This window comes from Streptomyces sp. NPDC006430, assembly GCF_040612395.1.
Taxonomy (GTDB): domain Bacteria; phylum Actinomycetota; class Actinomycetes; order Streptomycetales; family Streptomycetaceae; genus Streptomyces.
This window is the reverse complement of the sequence record NZ_JBEXQA010000025.1, coordinates 83,739-103,863: the sequence shown is the minus strand read 5'-3', so window position 1 is coordinate 103,863 and position 20,125 is coordinate 83,739. Positions and strand designations below refer to the sequence as shown.

General features: G+C 71.7%; 22 protein-coding genes. 4 read left to right on the top strand and 18 right to left on the bottom strand.

Translation table 11 applies throughout. The features are described 5' to 3' along the window. Positions 1-165: 165 nt before the first annotated feature. Positions 166-1,044, bottom strand: coding sequence for a polysaccharide deacetylase family protein (locus tag ABZZ20_RS28165; RefSeq protein WP_356874255.1), 879 nt, complete (start codon positions 1,042-1,044; stop codon positions 166-168). Next, positions 1,041-1,910: a polysaccharide deacetylase family protein gene (locus ABZZ20_RS28160; RefSeq protein WP_356874253.1), complete on the bottom strand. Its 870-nt coding sequence runs from the start codon at positions 1,908-1,910 to the stop codon at positions 1,041-1,043. Before ABZZ20_RS28160 ends, ABZZ20_RS28165 begins: the two co-directional genes overlap by 4 nt. 178 nt (positions 1,911-2,088) lie before the next feature. Between ABZZ20_RS28160 and ABZZ20_RS28155 the strand changes: the two genes are divergently transcribed. After that, positions 2,089-3,321: a methyltransferase domain-containing protein gene (locus ABZZ20_RS28155; protein WP_356874251.1), complete on the top strand. Its 1,233-nt coding sequence runs from the start codon at positions 2,089-2,091 to the stop codon at positions 3,319-3,321. Here ABZZ20_RS28155 and ABZZ20_RS28150 read toward each other — a convergent pair. Genes ABZZ20_RS28150 through tsaB form a run of 5 tightly spaced genes read right to left on the bottom strand, consistent with a single transcriptional unit; the run spans position 3,308 to position 6,645 of the window. Continuing rightward, a complete protein-coding gene (locus tag ABZZ20_RS28150) occupies positions 3,308-3,937 on the bottom strand; it encodes a hypothetical protein (RefSeq protein ID WP_356874249.1) in 630 nt (209 codons plus the stop codon). The two genes, ABZZ20_RS28155 and ABZZ20_RS28150, sit on opposite strands and share 14 nt — an antisense overlap. Positions 3,938-3,991: 54 nt before the next feature. After that, positions 3,992-4,264: a hypothetical protein gene (locus ABZZ20_RS28145; RefSeq protein WP_356874247.1), complete on the bottom strand. Its 273-nt coding sequence runs from the start codon at positions 4,262-4,264 to the stop codon at positions 3,992-3,994. Further along, positions 4,261-5,454 (bottom strand): tRNA (adenosine(37)-N6)-threonylcarbamoyltransferase complex transferase subunit TsaD, encoded by a 1,194-nt coding sequence (gene tsaD / locus ABZZ20_RS28140; protein ID WP_356874245.1) that lies wholly within the window; start codon positions 5,452-5,454, stop codon positions 4,261-4,263. Before tsaD ends, ABZZ20_RS28145 begins: the two co-directional genes overlap by 4 nt. Further along, positions 5,447-5,950 (bottom strand): ribosomal protein S18-alanine N-acetyltransferase, encoded by a 504-nt coding sequence (gene rimI / locus ABZZ20_RS28135; protein WP_356874263.1) that lies wholly within the window; start codon positions 5,948-5,950, stop codon positions 5,447-5,449. Before rimI ends, tsaD begins: the two co-directional genes overlap by 8 nt. A 17-nt stretch (positions 5,951-5,967) precedes the next feature. Then, a complete protein-coding gene (gene tsaB, locus ABZZ20_RS28130) occupies positions 5,968-6,645 on the bottom strand; it encodes a tRNA (adenosine(37)-N6)-threonylcarbamoyltransferase complex dimerization subunit type 1 TsaB (protein ID WP_356874243.1) in 678 nt (225 codons plus the stop codon). A gap of 157 nt (positions 6,646-6,802) precedes the next feature. Here tsaB and ABZZ20_RS28125 point away from each other — a divergent pair, with 157 nt between their 5' ends. After that, positions 6,803-7,360, top strand: coding sequence for a hypothetical protein (locus ABZZ20_RS28125; protein ID WP_356874241.1), 558 nt, complete (start codon positions 6,803-6,805; stop codon positions 7,358-7,360). 77 nt (positions 7,361-7,437) lie between these two features. Here the strand turns inward: ABZZ20_RS28125 and ABZZ20_RS28120 are convergent, their stop codons facing one another. The 8 genes from ABZZ20_RS28120 to ABZZ20_RS28085 all read right to left on the bottom strand — a co-directional run bounded on the left by ABZZ20_RS28120 (position 7,438) and on the right by ABZZ20_RS28085 (position 15,309). Continuing rightward, positions 7,438-7,623, bottom strand: a complete 186-nt coding sequence (locus ABZZ20_RS28120) for a hypothetical protein (RefSeq protein WP_356874239.1) — start codon at positions 7,621-7,623, stop codon at positions 7,438-7,440. A gap of 162 nt (positions 7,624-7,785) precedes the next feature. Beyond that, positions 7,786-8,268, bottom strand: coding sequence for a tRNA (adenosine(37)-N6)-threonylcarbamoyltransferase complex ATPase subunit type 1 TsaE (gene tsaE / locus ABZZ20_RS28115; protein WP_356874261.1), 483 nt, complete (start codon positions 8,266-8,268; stop codon positions 7,786-7,788). Positions 8,269-8,314: 46 nt separating this feature from the next. Continuing rightward, positions 8,315-9,505: an alpha/beta hydrolase gene (locus ABZZ20_RS28110; RefSeq protein ID WP_356874237.1), complete on the bottom strand. Its 1,191-nt coding sequence runs from the start codon at positions 9,503-9,505 to the stop codon at positions 8,315-8,317. 18 nt (positions 9,506-9,523) lie between these two features. Further along, positions 9,524-10,660: an alanine racemase gene (alr, locus tag ABZZ20_RS28105; protein WP_356874235.1), complete on the bottom strand. Its 1,137-nt coding sequence runs from the start codon at positions 10,658-10,660 to the stop codon at positions 9,524-9,526. Between the two features lie 62 nt (positions 10,661-10,722). After that, complete coding sequence (locus ABZZ20_RS28100) at positions 10,723-12,117, bottom strand: NAD(P)H-hydrate dehydratase (protein WP_356874233.1); 1,395 nt, start codon at positions 12,115-12,117, stop codon at positions 10,723-10,725. 26 nt (positions 12,118-12,143) lie between these two features. Beyond that, positions 12,144-12,512 (bottom strand): holo-ACP synthase, encoded by a 369-nt coding sequence (locus tag ABZZ20_RS28095; RefSeq protein ID WP_356874231.1) that lies wholly within the window; start codon positions 12,510-12,512, stop codon positions 12,144-12,146. A gap of 98 nt (positions 12,513-12,610) precedes the next feature. Continuing rightward, a complete protein-coding gene (gene glmS, locus ABZZ20_RS28090; protein ID WP_356874229.1) occupies positions 12,611-14,458 on the bottom strand; it encodes a glutamine--fructose-6-phosphate transaminase (isomerizing) in 1,848 nt (615 codons plus the stop codon). 122 nt (positions 14,459-14,580) lie between these two features. Further along, positions 14,581-15,309, bottom strand: a complete 729-nt coding sequence (locus ABZZ20_RS28085; protein WP_356874227.1) for a hypothetical protein — start codon at positions 15,307-15,309, stop codon at positions 14,581-14,583. Positions 15,310-15,577: 268 nt separating this feature from the next. Between ABZZ20_RS28085 and coaA the strand changes: the two genes are divergently transcribed. Then, a complete protein-coding gene (gene coaA, locus ABZZ20_RS28080) occupies positions 15,578-16,570 on the top strand; it encodes a type I pantothenate kinase (protein ID WP_356874259.1) in 993 nt (330 codons plus the stop codon). Between the two features lie 18 nt (positions 16,571-16,588). Further along, positions 16,589-17,536 carry a DUF389 domain-containing protein gene (locus tag ABZZ20_RS28075; protein ID WP_356874225.1) on the top strand — a complete coding sequence of 316 codons (948 nt, stop codon included), beginning with the start codon at positions 16,589-16,591 and terminating at the stop codon, positions 17,534-17,536. Positions 17,537-17,620: 84 nt separating this feature from the next. Here ABZZ20_RS28075 and glmM read toward each other — a convergent pair whose 3' ends face one another. The 3 genes from glmM to rplM form a co-directional block, all read right to left on the bottom strand. After that, positions 17,621-18,979: a phosphoglucosamine mutase gene (glmM, locus tag ABZZ20_RS28070; protein ID WP_356874223.1), complete on the bottom strand. Its 1,359-nt coding sequence runs from the start codon at positions 18,977-18,979 to the stop codon at positions 17,621-17,623. A gap of 133 nt (positions 18,980-19,112) precedes the next feature. Further along, positions 19,113-19,628, bottom strand: a complete 516-nt coding sequence (gene rpsI, locus ABZZ20_RS28065) for a 30S ribosomal protein S9 (protein WP_030154718.1) — start codon at positions 19,626-19,628, stop codon at positions 19,113-19,115. A gap of 42 nt (positions 19,629-19,670) precedes the next feature. Next, on the bottom strand, positions 19,671-20,114 hold the full coding sequence (gene rplM, locus ABZZ20_RS28060; RefSeq protein WP_329197517.1) for a 50S ribosomal protein L13: 444 nt from the start codon (positions 20,112-20,114) through the stop codon (positions 19,671-19,673). Positions 20,115-20,125: the final 11 nt, after the last annotated feature.

The following is a 20,125-nucleotide window of genomic DNA, read 5'->3' as shown; positions in this document are numbered from 1 at the left end:
CCGAAGGGAGCGCCCTTGAGGGCCCGGCACGACACGGACAGACGATCGGACTGACGGGAAACCCCCAAGCCCACCCCGATACCGCCCAACCGAGCCCCCGCCCCACCCCACCCAACCCGCCCCGCTCACTCCACCCCCACCCCACCCAACCCGCTCACCCCACCCCTACAGGTAGTCCTCCAGGCGGCCTATCCGGTAGCCCTGTTCCTGGATGCGCTGGAGCATGTGGGTCGTCATCTGGATCTCCGTCGTGCCCTTGAGTTCCGAGCGACCGCGGAAGTGGGCCAGGACGATGTCGCCCGGCTTGAGGGCGGAGCCCTCTGCGTACTGGAAGTTGTTGATCTGCATCGACACGCGCCACAGGACCACCTGTGTGATGCCGCATTCCGCGGCGGCCTTGAGGGTGTCGTCGTTGTAGTTGCCGTACGGCGGACGGAAGCGGGTCGGCTTGGTGCCGAAACGCTTCTCCAGGCGTTCCTGCTGCCCGCATATCTCCTTCTTCTGCGCCGCGAAGGGCAGGGTACGGAGGTTCGGGTGCGTGAGGGTGTGGTTGTTTATCGTGCTGCCGGACCCGTTGTCGCGGAGTCTTTCGAAGTGGCCGTAGTCCGACGAGGCGATGTTGTCCGTAAGGAACATGCTGATCGGCAGTTTGAGGTCGGCCGCCATCTTCAGGAACTCGGGGTCCTTCTCCGCGCCGTCGTCGAAGGTCAGGAAGACGACCTTGTCCGTGGGCGGGACGGGTATTCGGTCCACCACCTGGGCTTTGCCCGGGGTCGCCGGTGCGAGTGCGGGCTTCTGGGCGGGCTTCGGGGCGAATTGGAGGGGGGCCGACAGGCCCCACTTCCGGTACGCCTCGTCCCCGGGGGTCGCCGCCGACGAGGTCGCCGGCGCGGCTTTCGCCGGCGACGGAGCCGGCTGCTGTTCCTCCGTCGTCTTGCGACCCAGTCGTTCGATCGGGTCCACGCTGTTCCCGCACCCCGTCAGGGACAGCGCGAGCGCGCCGGCCGCCAGCGTTCCGGCTACCAACCGGCGCGCGTGCTTCACAAGTAGTCCTCCAGCCGAGCCACGGCGTACCCCTTGTCCGTGACGGTCTTCATGACGTTACGGATCATGTCAGGCATGGAGCCCTTCCAGTCCTCGCGTCCCCGGAAATGCGTGAGGATGATATCGCCGGGGTGGAGGTCACGGTCCCATTCGCGCCAGTCCATCCGGTTCGGGAAGGCCTCCGCGTTCCACAGTGGAACCGCCTTGATGCCGCAGGACTTGGCGGCGCGCAGGGTGTCCTCGTTGTAGTTCCCGTACGGCGGCCGGAACAGCGTCGGCCGTTTCCCGAACTGCTTCTGGATGGTGTCCTGCTGTCCGCAGATCTCCTCGTGCTGCTTCTCGTACGAGAGCGCCGGCATGTACCGGTGGTTGAGGGTGTGGTTGTTCAGCGTGACGCCTGCGGCCTGCATCTCCTTGAAGTACGGGTAGTTGTCGCGGATGAGGTAGTCGCTGAGGAACGCCGTGTACGGGATCTTCAGCTCCTGCATCATCTTCAGGAACTCGGGGTCCTTCTCCGCGCCGTCGTCAATGGTCAGGAAGACGACCTTGTCCTGTGTCGGGACGGTGGTGAAGACCGGCGGCAGGTTCTCGCCGCCTTCGACCTCGAAGCCCTCCCGCGTGGTGATCTCGGGTTTCGTCTTCGGAGCCGCCGGCGCGACGAGCGGCGGCTTGGCCAGGTTCCACTTCTTCGCGGCGGCGATCCGAGCCTGCTGGGCAGCCTTGAGCTTCTCGGCGCTGCTGACGGCGCCCGCCGCGCCCGCGGCCTCGGCGCCCTTGCCGGCCTTGGTCTTGGTGGGCGCATCGGAGTCCGTGGAGGAGCCGCACGCCGTTCCGAGGGCGGCGACCAGGAGTGCGGCCAGCGCCACTCCGACTCGGCCGCGCGGACCCGCCGCGGACCGGTGACCGTGAAGCGACTTATGTTCCTTTTGTCGTACTAGCTGCATAGCAGCGCATCCTGACATCCGACCCGCGCGCCTCCCCGGCGACACCGCGAACGGAAGACGACCTTCCATCGAGTGGCCCACACTGACCGACAATGAATCGGTGACCCCCGAAGACTTCGCCGCGCTCCGCACCCCTGAGGGCCGCGCCCTCCTCGACTCGCTCCGCGACTACGACCCGTCCCAGGAGCTCGCCGTCGCCACTCGGTTGCGCCGCGAACACCCGGCCGACCTGGTCTCCGCCGCGCTCGGGCAGGCCCGGCTGCGGCAGCGCGCCGTGGCGAAGTTCGGCGCACAGGACGCGTTCCGGATGTACTTCACGCCCGGTGGCGGTGAAATGGCCACCCGCGCTTCGGTGGCCTCGTACCGCGCCCGACGGCTCGCGGAACTCGGCGTGCGCAGCGTCGCGGACCTGTGCTGCGGCATCGGCGGGGACGCCCTCGCGCTGGCCCGGCTCGGCATCCGCGTGCTGGCGGTGGACCACGACCCGTTGACCGTCGCCGTCGCCCGCGCGAACGTCGAGGCCCTGGGGCTGGCGGAGCTCGTCGAGGTCCGCGAGGCGGACGTGACCGACGTTGAGACCTCCGGGTACGACGCCGTCTTCCTCGACCCCGCCCGGCGCGGTGGCAATCGAGGAGGGGCCGCGCGCAGCGCGTCCGCGAGGGGTGGCAGTCGGGCGACGGGCGGGCGGATCTTCGATCCGGAGAGCTACTCTCCGCCGCTGTCCTGGGCCGTCGAGGCCGCCCGTACGGCCCGGTACGCCGCCATCAAGATCGCCCCCGGGATCCCGCACGAGGTCGTACCGGATGAGGCCGAAGCCGAGTGGATCTCGGACCAGGGGGACGTGAAGGAGGCCGTGCTGTGGTTCGGGACCGCGCCCGGCACCGTACGCGCCACCCTGCTGCCCGGTCCGCGCACCCTGCACACCGCCGATCCGCTACCCGATCCCGAGGCCGGGCCCGTCGGTCGCTACCTCTACGAGCCCGACGGCGCCGTCATCCGCGCCCACCTCGTCGCCGAGGTCGCGCAACAGCTGGACGGCCGTCTCATCGACCCGACCATCGCGTACGTCACTGCCGACGAACTGCGCGCGACGCCGTACGCGACCGCATACGAGATCACCGATGTGCTGCCCTTCGGCCTCAAGAAGCTGAAGGCGCTGCTGCGCGAGCGCGAGGTCGGCATCCTGACCGTGAAGAAGCGCGGCTCGGCCATCGAGCCGGAGGAGCTGCGCAAGAAGGTCAAACCGCAGGGGCCGCACGCGGCGACCGTCTTCCTGACCCGGGTCGCGGGGGCTCCGTCGATGTTGATCGGTTCGCCCGTCAGCGCGCCGTAGGGCCGCCACGGAAGACGCGCACCGCCCAGCGGTAGTGCGCGCCGGCCTTCCCCAGGCCCAGCAGGCCCGTGATCCACAGGATCATGCCCAGGCCCATGTAGTACGTGACCTCGCCGTACGTCTCCGAGCCCGGCCGGGCCGTCGCCGCGGACCCGAAGGTCACGCACAGCCCGACCGCACCAAGAGCGAGGGAGGCCAGCAGCCAGGTCACGCTCAGGCCGGGGGCGCGCACCCGGGCGTCGGTGGCCGGGTCCCGGCCCGACTCCGCCCACGCGCAGAGCAGTTGGCGCACCTGCCGGTCCCGCTTGGCGCCCCAGGCGAGCCAGAAACCGGCCGGGACCAGCACTCCCGTGCCGAGCACGCCGAAAATGAGGCCGAAGAGGTACGAGAGCGGGTCGCCCGCTTCCTCGAAGGCCATCAGGGCCATGCCGACGAAGGTCCAGCCGAGGGCGAAGACCGCGGCGACGGCCCAGAGCAGCAGCAGCCGCCCGATGCCCAGGCTGCGCCGGCCCAGTTCCTTCAGGAACCGCGCACGGTCGGCCCGTACGGTCCCCTCGTCCAGCCAGGCTCGCAGGTGGGCGGGAGGAGGCGGAGGCGGCAGGTCAAGACGAGACATGCACATGACCATATCCGCATCCCGCCACAGGACCGCTCCGAAGGTGCTGGAGCGTCAGACCTCCTCGACCTCCACCGACTCGAACCGCCAGCGGTGCACCGCTCGCGTGATCAAGTCCGGGGCGGGCTCGGGCAGTTCGGGCAGTTCGGCAGCCACGCCCTCGGCCGCCTCCCACCAGGTGATGACCAGGACCCGGTCCTGCGGGGCGCGGAGCACCTCACGGCGCACCGGCTCACGTGCCAGCACCTGCGAACGGGCCCATTCCAGCAGTTCGTTGCCCCGGCCGTCGGCAGCCCGGGCTTCCCACATCAGCGCGACGGTGCTCATGAGTACAGGTTGTCCTTGCTCAACTCGTGCACGTGGTCGTGGTCGTGGCCGTGGGAATGCCCGTGCTCATGCCCGTGCTCCGCCCCGTGCCCGTGCCCGTGCCCGTGCTCCTGCTCCTGCTCCTGCTCCTGCTCCTGCTCCTGCGCGGCGCCCGGGACGTGCGGGTCCGTCACCGGCAGCGAGGAGTCCGCCGAGAGGTCCCAGTCCGAAGCCGGCCGGTTCCGCTTGACCATCTCCGCACCCAACGCCGCCACCATCGCACCGTTGTCCGTGCACAGCCCCGGCCGCGGCACGCGCAGGATGATCCCCGCGGCGTCGCAGCGCTCCTGCGCGAGCGAGCGCAGCCGGGAATTGGCGGCCACACCGCCGCCGATCATCAGGTGGTCGACGCCCTCGTCCTTGCACGCGCGGATCGCCTTGCGGGTCAGCACGTCCACCACGGCCTCCTGGAAGGACGCCGCCACGTCACGCACCGGCACCTCCTCGCCCGCGTTCCGCTTCGCCTCGATCCAGCGGGCCACCGCCGTCTTGAGCCCGGAGAAGGAGAAGTCGTACGCCGCGTCGCGCGGCCCCGTCAGCCCGCGCGGGAAGTTGATCGCCTTCGGATCACCCTCCCGGGCGAGCCGGTCGATGACCGGTCCGCCGGGGAAGCCCAGCTGGAGCACGCGTGCGATCTTGTCGAAGGCCTCGCCCGCCGCGTCGTCGATGGTCGCGCCGAGCGGCCGGACGTCGCTGGTGATGTCCGGGGCGAGCAGCAACGAGGAGTGCCCGCCGGACACCAGCAGCGCCATGGTCGGCTCCGGCAGCGCCCCGTGCTCCAGCTGGTCCACGCAGATGTGCGAGGCCAGGTGGTTGACCCCGTACAGCGGCTTGCCGAGTGCGTACGCGTAGGCCTTGGCCGCCGAGACGCCCACCAGCAGCGCCCCCGCGAGGCCGGGACCGGCCGTGACGGCGATGCCGTCGAGGTCGCGGGCACTGACCCCGGCCTCCTTCAGGGCGCGTTCGATGGTCGGGACCATGGCCTCCAGGTGCGCGCGGGAGGCCACCTCGGGCACGACGCCGCCGAAGCGGGCGTGCTCGTCGACGCTCGATGCGATCGCGTCCGCCAGCAGGGTGGTGCCGCGAACGACGCCGACGCCGGTCTCGTCGCAGGAGGTCTCGATACCGAGGACGAGCGGTTCGTCAGCCATGGGTCTCACCTTGTACGGGTACGGAACGTGCGGGATCGGAAAGGCGCATCACGAGCGCGTCGACGTTGCCGGGCTGGTAATAGCCCCGCCTGAAGCCGATCGGCTCGAAGCCGAAGCGCTCGTACAGCTTCTGGGCCCGGGTGTTGTCCACCCGTACCTCCAGCAGCACCTCGGAGCACTCGAATGCGGTGGCGGCGCGCAACAGGTCGGTGAGGAGCCGGGCGCCGAGCCCGGTGCCCCACTGGTCGCGCCCGGCCGCGATGGTCTGTACGTCGGCCAGGCCGCCGGCGGTGGCCAGCCCGGCGTAGCCGACGATGCGCCCGGTCCCCTCGGCGGAGCCGCTGTCGGGAACCGTTTCGGCCACCACGTAGCGCCGGGTGGCGTGCGGGCCGCGGGCGTGGGCGAGCTCGGACCAGAACATGCCCGCGGACCAGGCGTCCTCGGGAAACAGCTCGTGCTCCAGTTCCAGCACGGGCTCGATGTCCCACCAACGCATCTCACGCAGAACTGCCGTCACTGCGGGGTGACCACCTTGTAGTTCTTGGGCACCTGCGCGTCGGGCCGGCGCAGGTACAGCGGCGTCGGAGGCTGGCCCTCGCCGTTCTCGAAGGGCAACCCGGCTGCCAGGCGGTGCACCGCGAGGCCCGCGAGGGCGCCGGCGCTCTGGTGCTCGGGGGCCCGTGCGTCGGTGAAGACGTCCGGGTAGAGCAGCGCGCCCTGGCCCACGGCGGGCAGGCCGGCGACCTGCTCGGCGATGTCGGCCGGGCGGTCCACGGCGGCTTCGCCGACGCGCGTGAGCGGGTCCTCGTACCGGGCCCAGTAGACCTCCTTGCGCCGCGCGTCGGTGGCGACGACGAAGGGTCCCTCGATCCCGGCAGCACCCGCCGCGTAGGCGAGCCCGTCGAGGGTGCACAGGCCGTACACGGGGATGCCGAGCACGGTGGCGAAAGTGGAGGCGGTGACGAGGCCGACGCGCAGGCCGGTGTAGGGGCCGGGGCCGACGCCGACGACGATGCCGGTGAGGGCGTCGAGCTTCAGCCCCGCTTCGGCGAGGACCGTGTCGACGGAGGGCAGCAGGAGCTCCCCGTGGCGGCGGGCGTCGATCTGGTTCGACTCGGCGAGGACGGACTCGCCGTCGTGCAGGGCGACGGTGACGGCGGGCGTGGCGGTATCTACAGCGAGCAAGAGCACGCGAACAGCCTACGACTCCGGGGCGGGGGCCCTCGCGGCCGGTCGCGGGGCACCCCGGCTGCTACCTTCGACCCAGGTATCGGCCGAGGTCGGGGCCGGGGCACGTGGCCCCCGGTCGGCGCCCCGGTCCGGGGACGCACGGGAGAGGTGGAGCAAGGTGGCACGCAGCAGCTCGGGAATCGTGGCCGGGCTCACCGTCGCGGCACTCGCCGCCGTCGGCTTCCTCGGCTACCAAGCCTCTGCGACCGCACCCGCACACCCGGCGAAGGCACCGCAGGCCGCGGCCCCTGCCCCCAGCCAGCCGGCCCCCGCAGCGGTCGATCCGGCGAAGCCGGTGGCCGTGCCGGCCGCGTCCGGCACGGGTGCGCGCGTCGTGTACTCGGTGAGCTTGAAGCGGGTGTGGCTGGTCGGCGAGGGCGGGCAGGAACCGAAGTCGTTCCCGGTCAAACCGAGCACGGCGCACCCGAAGGCGGGCACCTACTGGGTGAACTCGCGCACGGGCGCGGCCACCGGCTCGGACGGGGTGCCGATCGAGCACGTCGTGCTGTTCACCACGGCGGAGGGAGTCGTCGTCGGGTTCAGCGCCCGGGTGGACGGCCAGGTGCCGGATCCCGACCCGAACAAGAAGACCGGCGGCATCCGCATGACGCGGGCCGACGGCGACGCGATGTGGGCCTTCGCGACGATCAACTCGAAGGTCGTCGTGCTGCCCTGACGGGCCTCTGACGGGCCTCCGACGGACCCGTGACGGCGCCCAGCGGCGACCGGCGCAGATTCACCCCTACGGGCTACTCAGGCTGCTTCGGATTCCGGGACGGCCTGCTCGTGCACGGCCGCCTCGGCGCCCCCGGGCGCGTCCGTGGCGTGCTCCCGCCCGGGCGGCGTCGAGACGGCGCTGGCGGCCGCGCCGGCGGCGAGCAGCGCTCCCACGGACACGGCGGACGGGCGGGGGTCGCGCTGCACTCCTGCTGCCGACATGGCTGCCTCCTGGCCCGGGCCGGCCGTACTTAGGTACGCCTAACCAGCCCTCCGCTCCATGTCATCACGGGTGCCTCCGTCGGCGCAATGTCTTCCCGACGCATTGTCGGTACCTTGCGCCGCGAGCCACCGGGACGGGGCGGGCCACCGGGCCACCGCGGTTTACCGGGCCGGAGCCGGGGCCGGGGACGGAGCCGAGAGGGCCGCCAGTGCGTCCGGCGCGGCCCAACGCGCCCCGACCCCGCGCACCGAGACCTCCCGTACGTCGTCCAGGACCTCCTCGTGGCCGACCGCCCGCGCGATCACCACGTGCAGCCGGTCCTCGGAGAGCTCCTCCACCTTGCCGTCGCCCCACTCCACGACGACCACGGACTCGGGCAGCGAGACGTCGAGGTCCAGGTCCTCCATCTCGTCCAGGCCACCGCCGAGCCGGTACGCGTCCACGTGCACCAGCGCCGGCCCGCCCCGCAGCGAGGGGTGCACCCGGGCGATCACGAAGGTCGGCGAGGTCACGGCGCCCCGGACCCCCAGCCCTTCTCCCAGGCCCCGGGTCAACGTGGTCTTGCCCGCGCCGAGCTCTCCCGTCAGCAGCACGAGATCTCCGGGGCGCAGCAGGGTGGCGAGCGTGCGGCCCAGCTCCTGCATGGCCCCGGGCGAGTCGACGGTGATGTGCGCTCGGGCGTCGGCCGGCTCAGCTCCCTGCTGCGGTGCCTGACTGCGCGGCGCTTCCAGCGGTACTTCTTCCATGCCCGCCAACGTTAGTCGCTGTGGGCGCCGCACCGGTGCGCGCCAGCAGGTCGGCCAGCAGTCCGGTCACCGTCTCGGGGTACTCCAGCATCATCAGGTGCCCGGCGGAGTCCAGGACCACGAGCTCGGCGGCCGGCAGCGCGTCCTTGATGGCCTGGCTGTGCGCGGCCGGGGTGACCATGTCGCGGTCCCCCGCGATGACGGTCACGGGGATGTCGGCGAACCGCTGGAGGGCCGCGGTCTTGTCGTGGGCCTGGAAGGCCGGGTAGAACTCGGCGACCACGTCGATCGGCGTGGCCTCGATGAGCCGCTCCGCGAAGCGCGCGACGCCCGGGTCCACCTCCCGGGGGGCGCCGAAGGAGTACAGCTTGATCATGCCCGCGAAGAGGTCTGCCGTGGCCCGGCGCCCCTTCTCCACCAGCTCCACCTGCGAGCCGAGGACCCTGAGCACGGGCGGCAGGATGCGGCGCACGGCCCCCATGCCGACCGAGGGCAGCCCGTACGTCACCTGGTCGAGGTGCCCGCTGGATGTGCCGACCAGGGCCACGCCGATCACCCGGTCGCGGACGAGCTCGGGGAACTGCTCGGCCAGCGCCATGATGGTCATGCCGCCCATCGAGTGACCGACCAGGATCAGCGGGCCCTCGGGCGCGGCAGCGTCGATGACGGTCTTCAGGTCGCGGCCGAGCTGGTCGATGGACACCCGTTCGCCGTCGGCCTGGGCGAACCCGCGTGCGCTGCGGCCGTGGCTGCGCTGGTCCCAGTACACGGCGCGGACCAGTCCGCGCAGGGCGGCGCGTTGGAAGTGCCAGGATTCCTGGGCGAGGCAGTAGCCGTGGCAGAACACCACGGTCGCGGGGGGCGGCTCCTTGCGACGTAGCCGGGGCCGCTTCTTCGGGCCCTCGGGCAGCTCGTCGACCTCGTAGTACAGCTCGGTGCCGTCCTCGGCCCAGCAGGCCCCCGCAGTCCCGCGCAGGGACCCGTAGTCCCCGGTGGCGTCGAGCGCGAGGCGGGCCTTGCGGCGCATGCCGCGCCCGACCGTGATGCGTTCGACCGCGACGCCGGCCGCCGCGCCTGCGGCTATCACGCCGATCGCGGCGCCGGCCCAGCCGGCTCTGCGCCAGTTTTCGCTCACGCCGTCCTCACTCAGCCCTCAGCCGTTGCGGTAGACCCGCGGAACGCGCACCCCGATACGGGTGACGATCTCATAGGCGATCGTGTGTGCTGCTTGAGCCCAGTCCTCGGCGGTGGGCTCGCCGTGCTCGCCGCTGCCGAAGAGGACCACCTCGTCCCCGGCCCGTACGAGATCGCCGCCGAGGTCGACGACGAACTGGTCCATGGCGACGCGCCCTGCGATGCGGCGGATCTTTCCGCCGACGGAGACGGGCCCGCGGCCGGAGGCGTGGCGGGGGATGCCGTCGGCGTACCCGGCGGGGATCAGCGCGAGGTTCGTCTCCCGTTCGGTGACGTAGTGGTGCCCGTAGCTCACCCCGTGGCCGGCGGGCACGGTCTTGACCAGCGCCACGGAGGCCTTGAGCGTCATGGCGGGCCGCAGTCCGAGCTGTTCGGGGGTGCCGAGCTCGGGGGCCGGGGACACGCCGTAGACGGCGAGCCCGCAGCGCACGAGGTCGAAGTGGCTCTCGGGCAGGGTCAGGGTCGCGGGCGAGTTGGCGATGTGCCGGACCTCGGGCTCGATGCCCTCCTTCTCGGCGTACGCCAGTACGTCGCGGAAGGCCTCCAGCTGGAGCGCGATGGAGGGGTGGCCGGGTTCGTCGGCGCACGCGAAGTGCGACCATAGGCCGGTGACCCGGACGGTGCCCTCGGCCTGGGCGGCCACGGCCGCGCCGACGAGTTCGGCCCAGTCGGCGGGCTGGCAGCCGTTGCGGCCGAGTCCGGTGTCGGCCTTGAGCTGGATCCTGGCGGGGCGGCCGGCGGCGTGCGCGGCCTTGCGCACCTCGTCGAGGGCCCACATCCCGCTGACGGAGATGTCCAGGTCGGCCTCGACCGCCTCCTGCCAGGGCCCGCCGGGGGTCCACAGCCAGCACATGATCGGCCCGCGGATGCCGGCGGCGCGCAGGGCGAGCGCCTCCTCGGGGGTGGCGGTCCCGAGCCAGCTGGCACCGGCCTCCTGGGCGGCGCGGGCGCACGGGAGGGCGCCGTGCCCGTAGGCGTCCGCCTTGACGACGGCCATCAACTCGGCCCGGGGTGCCCGCTCGCGCAGTGCGCGCACGTTCGCCCGTACGGCGTCAAGATCGATCTCGGCGTACACGCGCGTCGGTGTCTCGTTCATCGCCCCCAGTCTCTCAGAGCCCGGCCCAGGCCGGCGGCTCGGGCACGGCCCGAGGCCCGCCGTCAGGGGTGGCGGATGTCGCGCCAGGCCGACGGGAGGGCCTCGGCCACCTCGTGGGCGAGGACCGGAGCTCCGGACGACGCCCGGCGGGCAGCCAGGCCGTGCAGGTACGCCGCGACCGAGGCGGCGTCGGCCGCCGACAGGCCCGAGGCCAGCAGCGAACCGGCGAGACCGGACAGCACGTCGCCGCTGCCCGCAGTGGCCAGCCACGGGGTTCCCGTCGGGTTGACCCGGACGGGGCCCCGACCGCAGGACACCAGCGTCGTCGATCCCTTCAGCAGGGCCGTCGCCCCGTACCGCGCCGCCAGGGACCGTACGGACGACAGCCGCGCCGATTCCACCGCTTCCCGGGACTCCCCCAGCAGCACCGCCGCCTCCCCCGCGTGCGGGGTCAGCAGGGTCTGGGCCGGTCGGGCGCGCAGCACCGCCGGGTCCAGCCCGCGCAGTCCGTCCGCGTCCACCAGCACCGGAACCGGGTCCTCCAGGGACCGGGCGACCTCCGCCTCCCGGCCCTCGCCCAGCCCCGGCCCGACCACCCACGCCTGGACCCGGCCCCGCCCGATCAGGGTCTCGGGGTAGCGCGCCAGCACCGCGTCCGCCGCCGGTCCCACGTACCGCACCGCGCCCGCACCGCCCCGCAGCGCCCCCGCCACGGCCAGTACCGCCGCGCCCGGGTACTGCAGCGAGCCGGCGACGATGCCCACCACACCCCGCCGGTACTTGTCGCTCGACGCCGTCGGCACCGGCAGCAGTTCCGCCACGTCGGCGTGCTGCATGGCCTCCGCGTCCGGGGCGGCGAGCTCCAGTCCGATGTCCACCAGCCGCACCGCGCCGGTCCGCGATGCCCCCGGGTCGATCAGCAGCCCCGGCTTGTACGCCCCGAAGGTCACCGTGACATCGGCCCGGACGGCCGCCCCGGCCACCTCCCCGGTGTCCGCGTCCACCCCGCTCGGCAGGTCCACGGCGACGACGACCGCGCCGGGCGGGATCTGCTCCACCAGCGCCGCCGCGGCCGGGCGCAGCGCACCTCGCCCGCCGATGCCGAGCAGCCCGTCCAGCACCAGGTCGGCCCGGTGCGGCAGCTGCTCGGCCACCCGCCCGCCGGCCGCCCGCAGGGCCGCGAGCCCGCCCGTGTGCATTCGTTCCGGGTCCATCGGCACCGCGGTCACGCCGGCGCCGCGCCGGGCGAGCCGGGCGCCCGCGTACAGCGCGTCGCCCCCGTTGTCCCCGGGCCCGACGAGCAGCACCACGCGCGCCCCGTACACCCGGCCGAGCAGCCCCGCGCACACGGCGGCCAGCCCGGCCGCCGCCCGCTGCATCAGGGCACCTTCCGGCAACCGGGCCATCAACTCCCGCTCGGCGGCCCGAACGGTCTCCACGCTGTAAGCAGTCCGCATGGGACCAGCCTGCCCGAAGGGCGGCGCTATCCCTCGGCGATCACCACGGCGGACGCCACGCCCGCATCGTGGCTCAGCGAGAGGTGCCAGGACTTCACGCCCAGCGCCACCGCTCTGGCCTCGACGGTTCCCGACACCCGCAGGCGCGGCTGCCCGCTGTCCTCGACGTACACCTCGGCGTCGGTCCACAGCATCCCGCCGGGCGCGCCGAGCGCCTTGGCGAGCGCTTCCTTGGCCGCGAACCGGGCGGCGAGCGAGGCGATGCCGCGCCGCTCACCGCTCGGCAGCGTCAACTCGGAGTCGACGAAAAGCCGTGCCGCCATGCCGGGCGTGCGCTCCAGCGACGCCGCGAACCTCTCGATCTCCGCCACGTCGATCCCGACACCGATGATCACTACGACAACCCCCCACTACTCACCGTCACGACTGCGCCACCACGGCCGGCGCCCTGCTCAGCACGCTCAGTTAGCTCAGCTCGATCCGCTCGCTTCGCTCACTCCACGGTCACCGACTTGGCGAGGTTACGTGGCTGGTCCACCTCGTTGCCGCGCGCCGTCGCCAACTCGCACGCGAAGACCTGCAACGGCACCGTCGCCACCAGCGGTTGCAGCAGCGTCGGCGTCGGCGGGATGCGGATCAGGTGGTCGGCGTACGGGACGACCGCCTGGTCTCCCTCCTCGGCGATCACGATGGTCCGCGCCCCGCGCGCCCGGATCTCCTGGATGTTGGAAACGATCTTGTCGTGCAGCACCGAGCGGCCTCGCGGCGACGGCACGACGACGACCACCGGCAGGTCCTTCTCGATCAGGGCGATCGGTCCGTGCTTGAGCTCGCCCGCCGCGAAGCCCTCGGCGTGCATGTACGCGAGCTCCTTCAGCTTGAGCGCGCCCTCCAGGGCCACCGGGTAGCCCACGTGCCGTCCCAGGAACAGGACGGTGTTCTTGTCCGCGAGTGAGCGTGCCAGCTGCCGTACCGGCTCCATGGTCTCCAGTACGGTGTCCACGGCCTCGGCGATGTCGGACAGCTCCCGGATCAACGCCTGGATCTCGTCGCCCCACTTCGTGCCCCGCACCTGCCCGAGGTACAGCGCGACCAGGTAGCAGGCCACCAGCTGCGTCAGGAACGCCTTGGTCGAGGCGACGGCCACCTCGGGACCGGCGTGGGTGTACAGCACCGCGTCCGATTCGCGCGGGATCGTCGAGCCGTTCGTATTGCAGATGGCCAGCACCCTGGCGCCCTGCTCGCGCGCGTGCCGCAGCGCCATCAGGGTGTCCATGGTTTCGCCGCTCTGCGAGATCGCGACCACCAGCGTCCGCTGGTCCAGGATCGGGTCGCGGTAACGGAACTCGCTCGCCAGCTCCGTCTCGCACGGGATGCGGGTCCAGTGCTCGATGGCCAGCTTCGCGATCATGCCCGCGTGGTAGGCCGTACCGCAGGCGACGATCATGACCTTGTCGATCTCGCGGAGCACCGAGACGGGGATGCGCACCTCGTCCAGCGTCAGCGATCCGTTCCCGTCGATCCTGCCCAGGAGGGTGTCGGCGACGGCTTTCGGCTGTTCGGCGATCTCCTTGAGCATGAAGTAGTCGTAGCCCCCCTTCTCGGCCGCGGAGGCGTCCCAGTCGATGTGGTACGCCCGCACGGACGCGGCCGAACCGTCGAAGTCGGTCACCGAAACCCCGTCGCGGCGGAGTTCGACGACCTGGTCCTGCCCCAGCTCGATCGCGGACCGGGTATGGGCGATGAAGGCGGCCACGTCCGAGGCGAGGAAGTTCTCGCCCTCCCCGACGCCCACCACCAGAGGGGAGTTCCGGCGCGCCCCGACCACCACGTCCGGCGCGTCGGCGTGCACCGCGACCAGCGTGAACGCGCCTTCGAGCCGCCGGCACACCTGCCGCATCGCCTCGGCGAGGTCCCCGCAGGCGTCGAACCGCTCCGCCAGCAGGTGGGCGACGACCTCGGTGTCGGTCTCGGACTCCAACCGGTGCCCGCGCTCGGCCAGTTCGGCGCGCAGCACGGCGAAGTTCTCGATGATGCCGTTGTGTACGACGGCGACGCGGCCCGCGTTGTCGAGGTGCGGGTGGGCGTTGACGTCGGTGGGCCCGCCGTGGGTGGCCCAGCGGGTGTGTCCGAGGCCCGTGGAACCCGCCGGCAGCGGGTGTGCGACCAGTTCCTTCTCCAGATTGACCAGTTTTCCGGCCTTCTTGGTGGCGGCGAGTTCTCCGTCGGCGAGGACGGCGACCCCCGCGGAGTCGTAGCCGCGGTACTCCAGCCGCTTGAGTCCGGCAATGACCACATCGAGCGCCGATTGCGCTCCCACGTAACCCACAATTCCGCACATACGGCGCAGCGTACGCCGAACTCGGCCGCCCGCCCCGTACGTGAACCGGACGAAAAAGCCCGCCCCGGCGACTGCACCGGGGCGGGGTTGGCGGCTGCTCGAACGCCCGAGTGGGCCGGACCTCAGCCGAGCTTCTTGGCCTGGATCTCGACAACGGCCTTCGGCTGCTCGGCGGAGCCGCTCGGACTCACGGCCGAGAAGGTGGCGATGATGTTGCCCTTGCGCACGACCACGAGCTCGGTGGAAGCCTTCTCACCGTCCACGTCGGCCACCGCGGTGTAGGCGAGCGCCTCGTCGCCCGCGGTGACCGAGGCGCCCGGGACCACCTTGGCGATCTTGAGGGAGTCGCCGGCCTGGCTGCCCGTGTAGCCGCCGGCGCAGGCCGTGGCCGCGGCCTTGACGGAGGCGAAGGCCGCCTCGGCGCCCTTGCCCTCATACGAGGCGAGAGCGATGGAGGTGACCGTGGCGCCCAGGACGTCGCCCGCGGACTTCGGTACGGCCACCGCCTTGGTGCCCGCCCTGCCCACCGGGGTGCCAACCGGGGCCGTGGACTGCGCCTTGACCAGCGGCAGGCACTCCGGCTTGTCGCTCCCGGCACTGGCCGCCGCCGCGAGTTCGGCCGGGGTGGCCGCCCGGACCGCGTGGGTCGGCAGCTCGGTCTGCGTCACCAGCAGCGCGGCCAGTTCGGCGTCGGTCTTCGCCTTCGCCGCCGGCGTCGCCACGCCGGAGGGGGTCGGCGTGGCGCCGCCCACCTTGTCGTCCGCCTTGTCGGAACCGCAGGCGGTGGACAGCAGGACCAGGGACACCGCGGAAGCGGTCAGGACGGTACGACGGACAAGGGTGCTACGCACGAAGGATCTCCCCCAGAACACACAACAACAACGAAAAAGGCGGCAGCCAGCGAAAAGGCCGCAACGCCCGGCAAATCTACGGGCGATTCGATCAAGGCCGGCCCCTTTTCCGCGGCGCGCCGCCAATCGTGACCGGGGCGATACCCTCCGCACCCGCCGCGGACACCGGCATTCGGCACGTGACCGACCACACCATCCAGATCCGGCCGCGAGCCCCGACAATGGCCCTGTGATCACTTCGCCGCCACGAAGCACGCCGGACAGCGCGATGGAGCGCCCCGACCGGCCCGAGCGCCCTCACCGCCGGGCTGAGGTCTCTCCGTACGTCGACCTCACCCGCGCCGAGTGGAGCGCCCTGCGCGAACGGACCCCGCTCCCCCTCACCGCCGACGAGGTCGAGCGGCTGCGCGGTCTCGGCGACGTCATCGACCTCGACGAGGTCCGGGACGTCTACCTGCCGCTCTCCCGCCTCCTCAACCTCTACGTCGGCGCCACGAGCAACCTCCGCGGCACCCTCAACACCTTCCTCGGCGACGCCGGCAACGGCCACGGCGCCCAACAGGGCACCCCCTTCGTCATAGGGGTCGCCGGCTCCGTCGCCGTCGGCAAGTCCACCGTGGCCCGTCTGCTCCAGGCCCTGCTGGCCCGCTGGCCCGAGCACCCCCGCGTCGAGCTGGTCACCACCGACGGCTTCCTCTACCCCATGAAGGAGCTCCAGCGGCGCGGGCTGACCTCCCGCAAGGGCTTCCCGGAGTCCTACGACCGTCGTGCGCTCACCCGCTTCGTCGCCGACATCAAGGCCGGCAAGGACGAGGTCACGGCCCCGGTCTACTCGCACCTGATCTACGACATCGTCCCGGGCGAGAAGCTCGTCGTACGGCGCCCGGACATCCTGATCGTCGAGGGGCTCAACGTGCTCCAGCCGGCCCTGCCCGGCAAGGACGGCCGCACCCGCGTCGGCCTCGCGGACTACTTCGACTTCAGCGTGTACGTGGACGCCCGCCCCGAGGACATCGAGCGCTGGTACCTCAACCGGTTCCGGAAGCTGCGCGAGACCGCCTTCCAGAACCCCTTCTCCTACTTCCGCAAGTACACCCAGGTCTCCGAGGAGGAGGCCATGGAGTACGCGCAGACCATGTGGCGCACGATCAACAAGCCCAACCTGCTGGAGAACGTGGCTCCCACCCGGGGCCGCGCCACCCTCGTCGTGCGCAAGGGCCCGGACCACAAGGTGCAGAAGCTGAGCCTGCGCAAACTCTGACCGCACTAGGGTTCGGCCATGCTGCATCTACGGATGATCACTCCGTCCGACCGGACGGACGCCGTGGTCGAGGTCATCGAGAGGACCGTCGGCACCACCCACCTGGCGGTGCTGAACGGCGCCGCCAGGGTTCCGCCCGGCGACATCGTGCTGTGCGACGTCGCCCGGGAGGCGGGCGACGAGCTCCTGAACGAGCTGCGCGAACTCGGCATCGACAAAGAGGGCTCGATCGCGGTCGAGAACATCGACCTGTCGCTGTCGGAACGCGCCGAAGAGGCCGAGGAGGAGGCCCCGGGCGAGGCGGCCGACGCCGTGCTGTGGGAGCAGCTGAGCGAGGCCACCCACGAGGAATCGACCCTCAGCGTCACCTACGCCGCGTTCATGATCCTCGCGACGATGATCGCGGCCTGCGGCGTGATCCTCGACAACGCCGTCCTGATCGTGGGCGCGATGGCGGTCGGGCCGGAGTTCGGACCGCTCGCCGGCGTGAGCTCCGCGCTGGTCCAGCGGGCGCCCAGACTCGCTCTCCGGTCCCTCCTCGCCCTGCTGGTCGGTTTCGCCGTGGCCATCGCCGCCACCACCGTGTTCAGCCTGGCGATGGACGCGCTGGGCCTCTTCCACCAGGACATGCTGGAGAACCCGCGTCCGAACACCAGCTTCATCTGGCAGCCGGACCCGTTCTCCTTCGTGGTCGCGCTGCTCGCGGGGGTGGCCGGGGTGCTGTCCCTGACCTCCGCAAAATCCGGAGCGCTGGTCGGCGTGGCGATCTCGGTGACCACCGTCCCGGCGGGCGCCAACGCCGCGGTCGCCCTCAGCTACGGCGATCTGGGCCAGATGTGGGGCTCGGCGGAACAGCTGCTGCTGAACCTGTCCGGAATCATGCTCGCGGGCGTACTGACCCTGCTCACCCAGAAGCTGCTCTGGCGCACCCAGCGGGGCCGCTGGCGCCGTCCGTCGAAGGCCTGAGGAACGCCGTCGGCCCCGCACCCCCCCGAGGGGGAGTGCGGGGCCGACGCGCTGTCGCTGTCGCTGCCGCGAGGCCTGACCCGCTTAGCCGAGCGCCGACTTCACGGCGTCCGCCAGCCGCCCCGCGACCGCGCGGGCCTGCTCGATGTCGGCGGCCTCGACCATCACCCGTACGAGCGGCTCGGTACCGGACGGACGGAGCAGCACCCGGCCGGTGGTGCCCAGCTCGCGCTCGGCGTCGGTGACGGCCGCTGCCAGCTCGGCGGAGGTCCCGACCCGGGACTTGTCCACGTCGGGGACGTTGATGAGCACCTGCGGGAGCCGCTGCATGACGCCCGCGAGGTCGGCCAGCGAGCGGCCCGTGGCCGCGACGCGGGCGGCCAGCATCAGGCCGGTCAGCGTGCCGTCGCCGGTCGTCGCGTGGTCGAGGATGATCACGTGGCCGGACTGCTCGCCGCCCAGCGCGTAGCCGTGCTCCTTCATGGCCTCCAGCACGTACCGGTCACCGACGCCGGTCTGCACGACCTCGATGCCCTCGCCCTCCATGGCCAGCTTGAAGCCGAGGTTGGACATCACGGTGCCGACGACGGCGTTGCCGCGCAGCTGGCCGGCCTCGCGCATGGCCAGGGCCAGCACCGCGAGGATCTGGTCGCCGTCGACCTCCGCCCCGGAGGCGTCGACCGCGAGGCAGCGGTCCGCGTCGCCGTCGTGCGCGATGCCGAGGGCGGCCCCGTGCTCGACCACGGCCTGCTTCAGCAGCTCCAGGTGCGTGGAGCCGCAGCCGTCGTTGATGTTGAGGCCGTCCGGCTCGGCGCCGATGGTGATGACCTCGGCGCCCGCACGGGTGAAGGCCTCGGGCGAGACGCGGGCCGCTGCGCCGTGCGCCTCGTCCAGGACGACCTTCAGCCCGTCCAGGCGGTTGGGGAGGACCCCGATGAGGTGGGCGACGTACTTGTCGAAGCCCTCGTCGTAGTCGGAGACCCGGCCGACGCCGGAGCCGGTGGGCCGGTCCCAGGGCGCGCCGGTGCGGTGCTCGTCGTAGACGGCCTCGATGCGGTCTTCGAGCTCGTCGGCGAGCTTGTGGCCGCCGCGGGCGAAGAACTTGATGCCGTTGTCGGGCATCGCGTTGTGGCTGGCGGAGAGCATCACGCCGAGGTCGGCACCCAGCGCACCGGTGAGATACGCCACCGCCGGGGTGGGCAGCACACCGACGCGCAGGACGTCCACGCCTGCGCTCGCGAGGCCCGCGACGACCGCGGCCTCCAGGAACTCGCCCGACGCGCGGGGATCGCGGCCGACCACTGCGGTCGCGCGATGGCCCGCGAAGGTGCCCGCTTCGGCCAGTACGTGGGCAGCCGCCACGGACAGACCGAGCGCGAGCTCAGCCGTCAGATCCGCGTTGGCGACGCCGCGTACACCGTCCGTCCCGAAGAGTTGTCCCACTGTTGTCCTCCCGAGTTCACGCTTCGTTTGAGACCGCTTGTGACAGGTATTTGCCGCTTGTGGCGGTAAACGAACCGCCCCGACAGCACGGTGAGTGCTGCCGGGGCGGTTGTTGCTGAACAGCAGGCGCAGATTAACGCTTGCTGTACTGCGGAGCCTTACGGGCCTTCTTGAGACCGGCCTTCTTGCGCTCGACCGCACGGTCGTCGCGGGAGAGGAAGCCGGCCTTCTTCAGCGCCGGGCGGTTGTTGTCGACGTCCGCCTCGTTCAGGGCGCGGGCCACGCCGAGGCGCAGGGCGCCGGCCTGGCCGGAGACGCCGCCACCCGCGATGCGGGCGATGATGTCGTAGCGACCGTCGAGCTCAAGGAGCTTGAACGGCTCGTTGACTTCCTGCTGGTGCACCTTGTTGGGGAAGTAGTCCTCAAGGGTGCGACCGTTGATCTTCCACTTGCCGGTGCCCGGAACGATCCGGACGCGGGCGATGGCGTTCTTGCGACGGCCCAGGCCGGCGGCCGGCTGGGGGTCGCCGAAGCGGCCGGCAAGGGACTCGGAGGTGTAGTCGCCCTCGACGACGACCTCAGACTCGGTGGTGTACTCCTCGACGCCCTCGAACTCTTCGACGGGGGTCTCGGCGGTGGTCTCGGCCACGATGCTCCTCAGAATTTTCTACGTCTTAGGGGGTGGCCGGAACTACTGCGCGACCTGGGTGATCTCGAACGGCACCGGCTGCTGGGCAGCGTGGGGGTGCTGGTCGCCCGAGTAGACCTTCAGCTTCGAGAGCATCTGACGGCCCAGGGTGTTCTTGGGGAGCATGCCCTTGACGGCCTTCTCGACGGCCTTCTCCGGGTTGTTCGCCAGAAGGTCGTCGTAGCGCACGGAACGCAGACCACCCGGGAAGCCGGAGTGGCGGTACGCCATCTTCTGGGACGCCTTGTTGCCGGACAGGTGAACCTTGTCGGCGTTGACGATGATGACGAAGTCGCCCATGTCCATGTGGGGGGCGTAAGTCGGCTTGTGCTTGCCCCGCAGGAGGGCAGCGGCCTGGGTCGCCAGACGGCCGAGGACAACGTCCTGGGCGTCGATGACGAGCCACTGGCGCGAGATGTCGCCGGGCTTGGGGCTGTACGTACGCACGGTCGTATGCC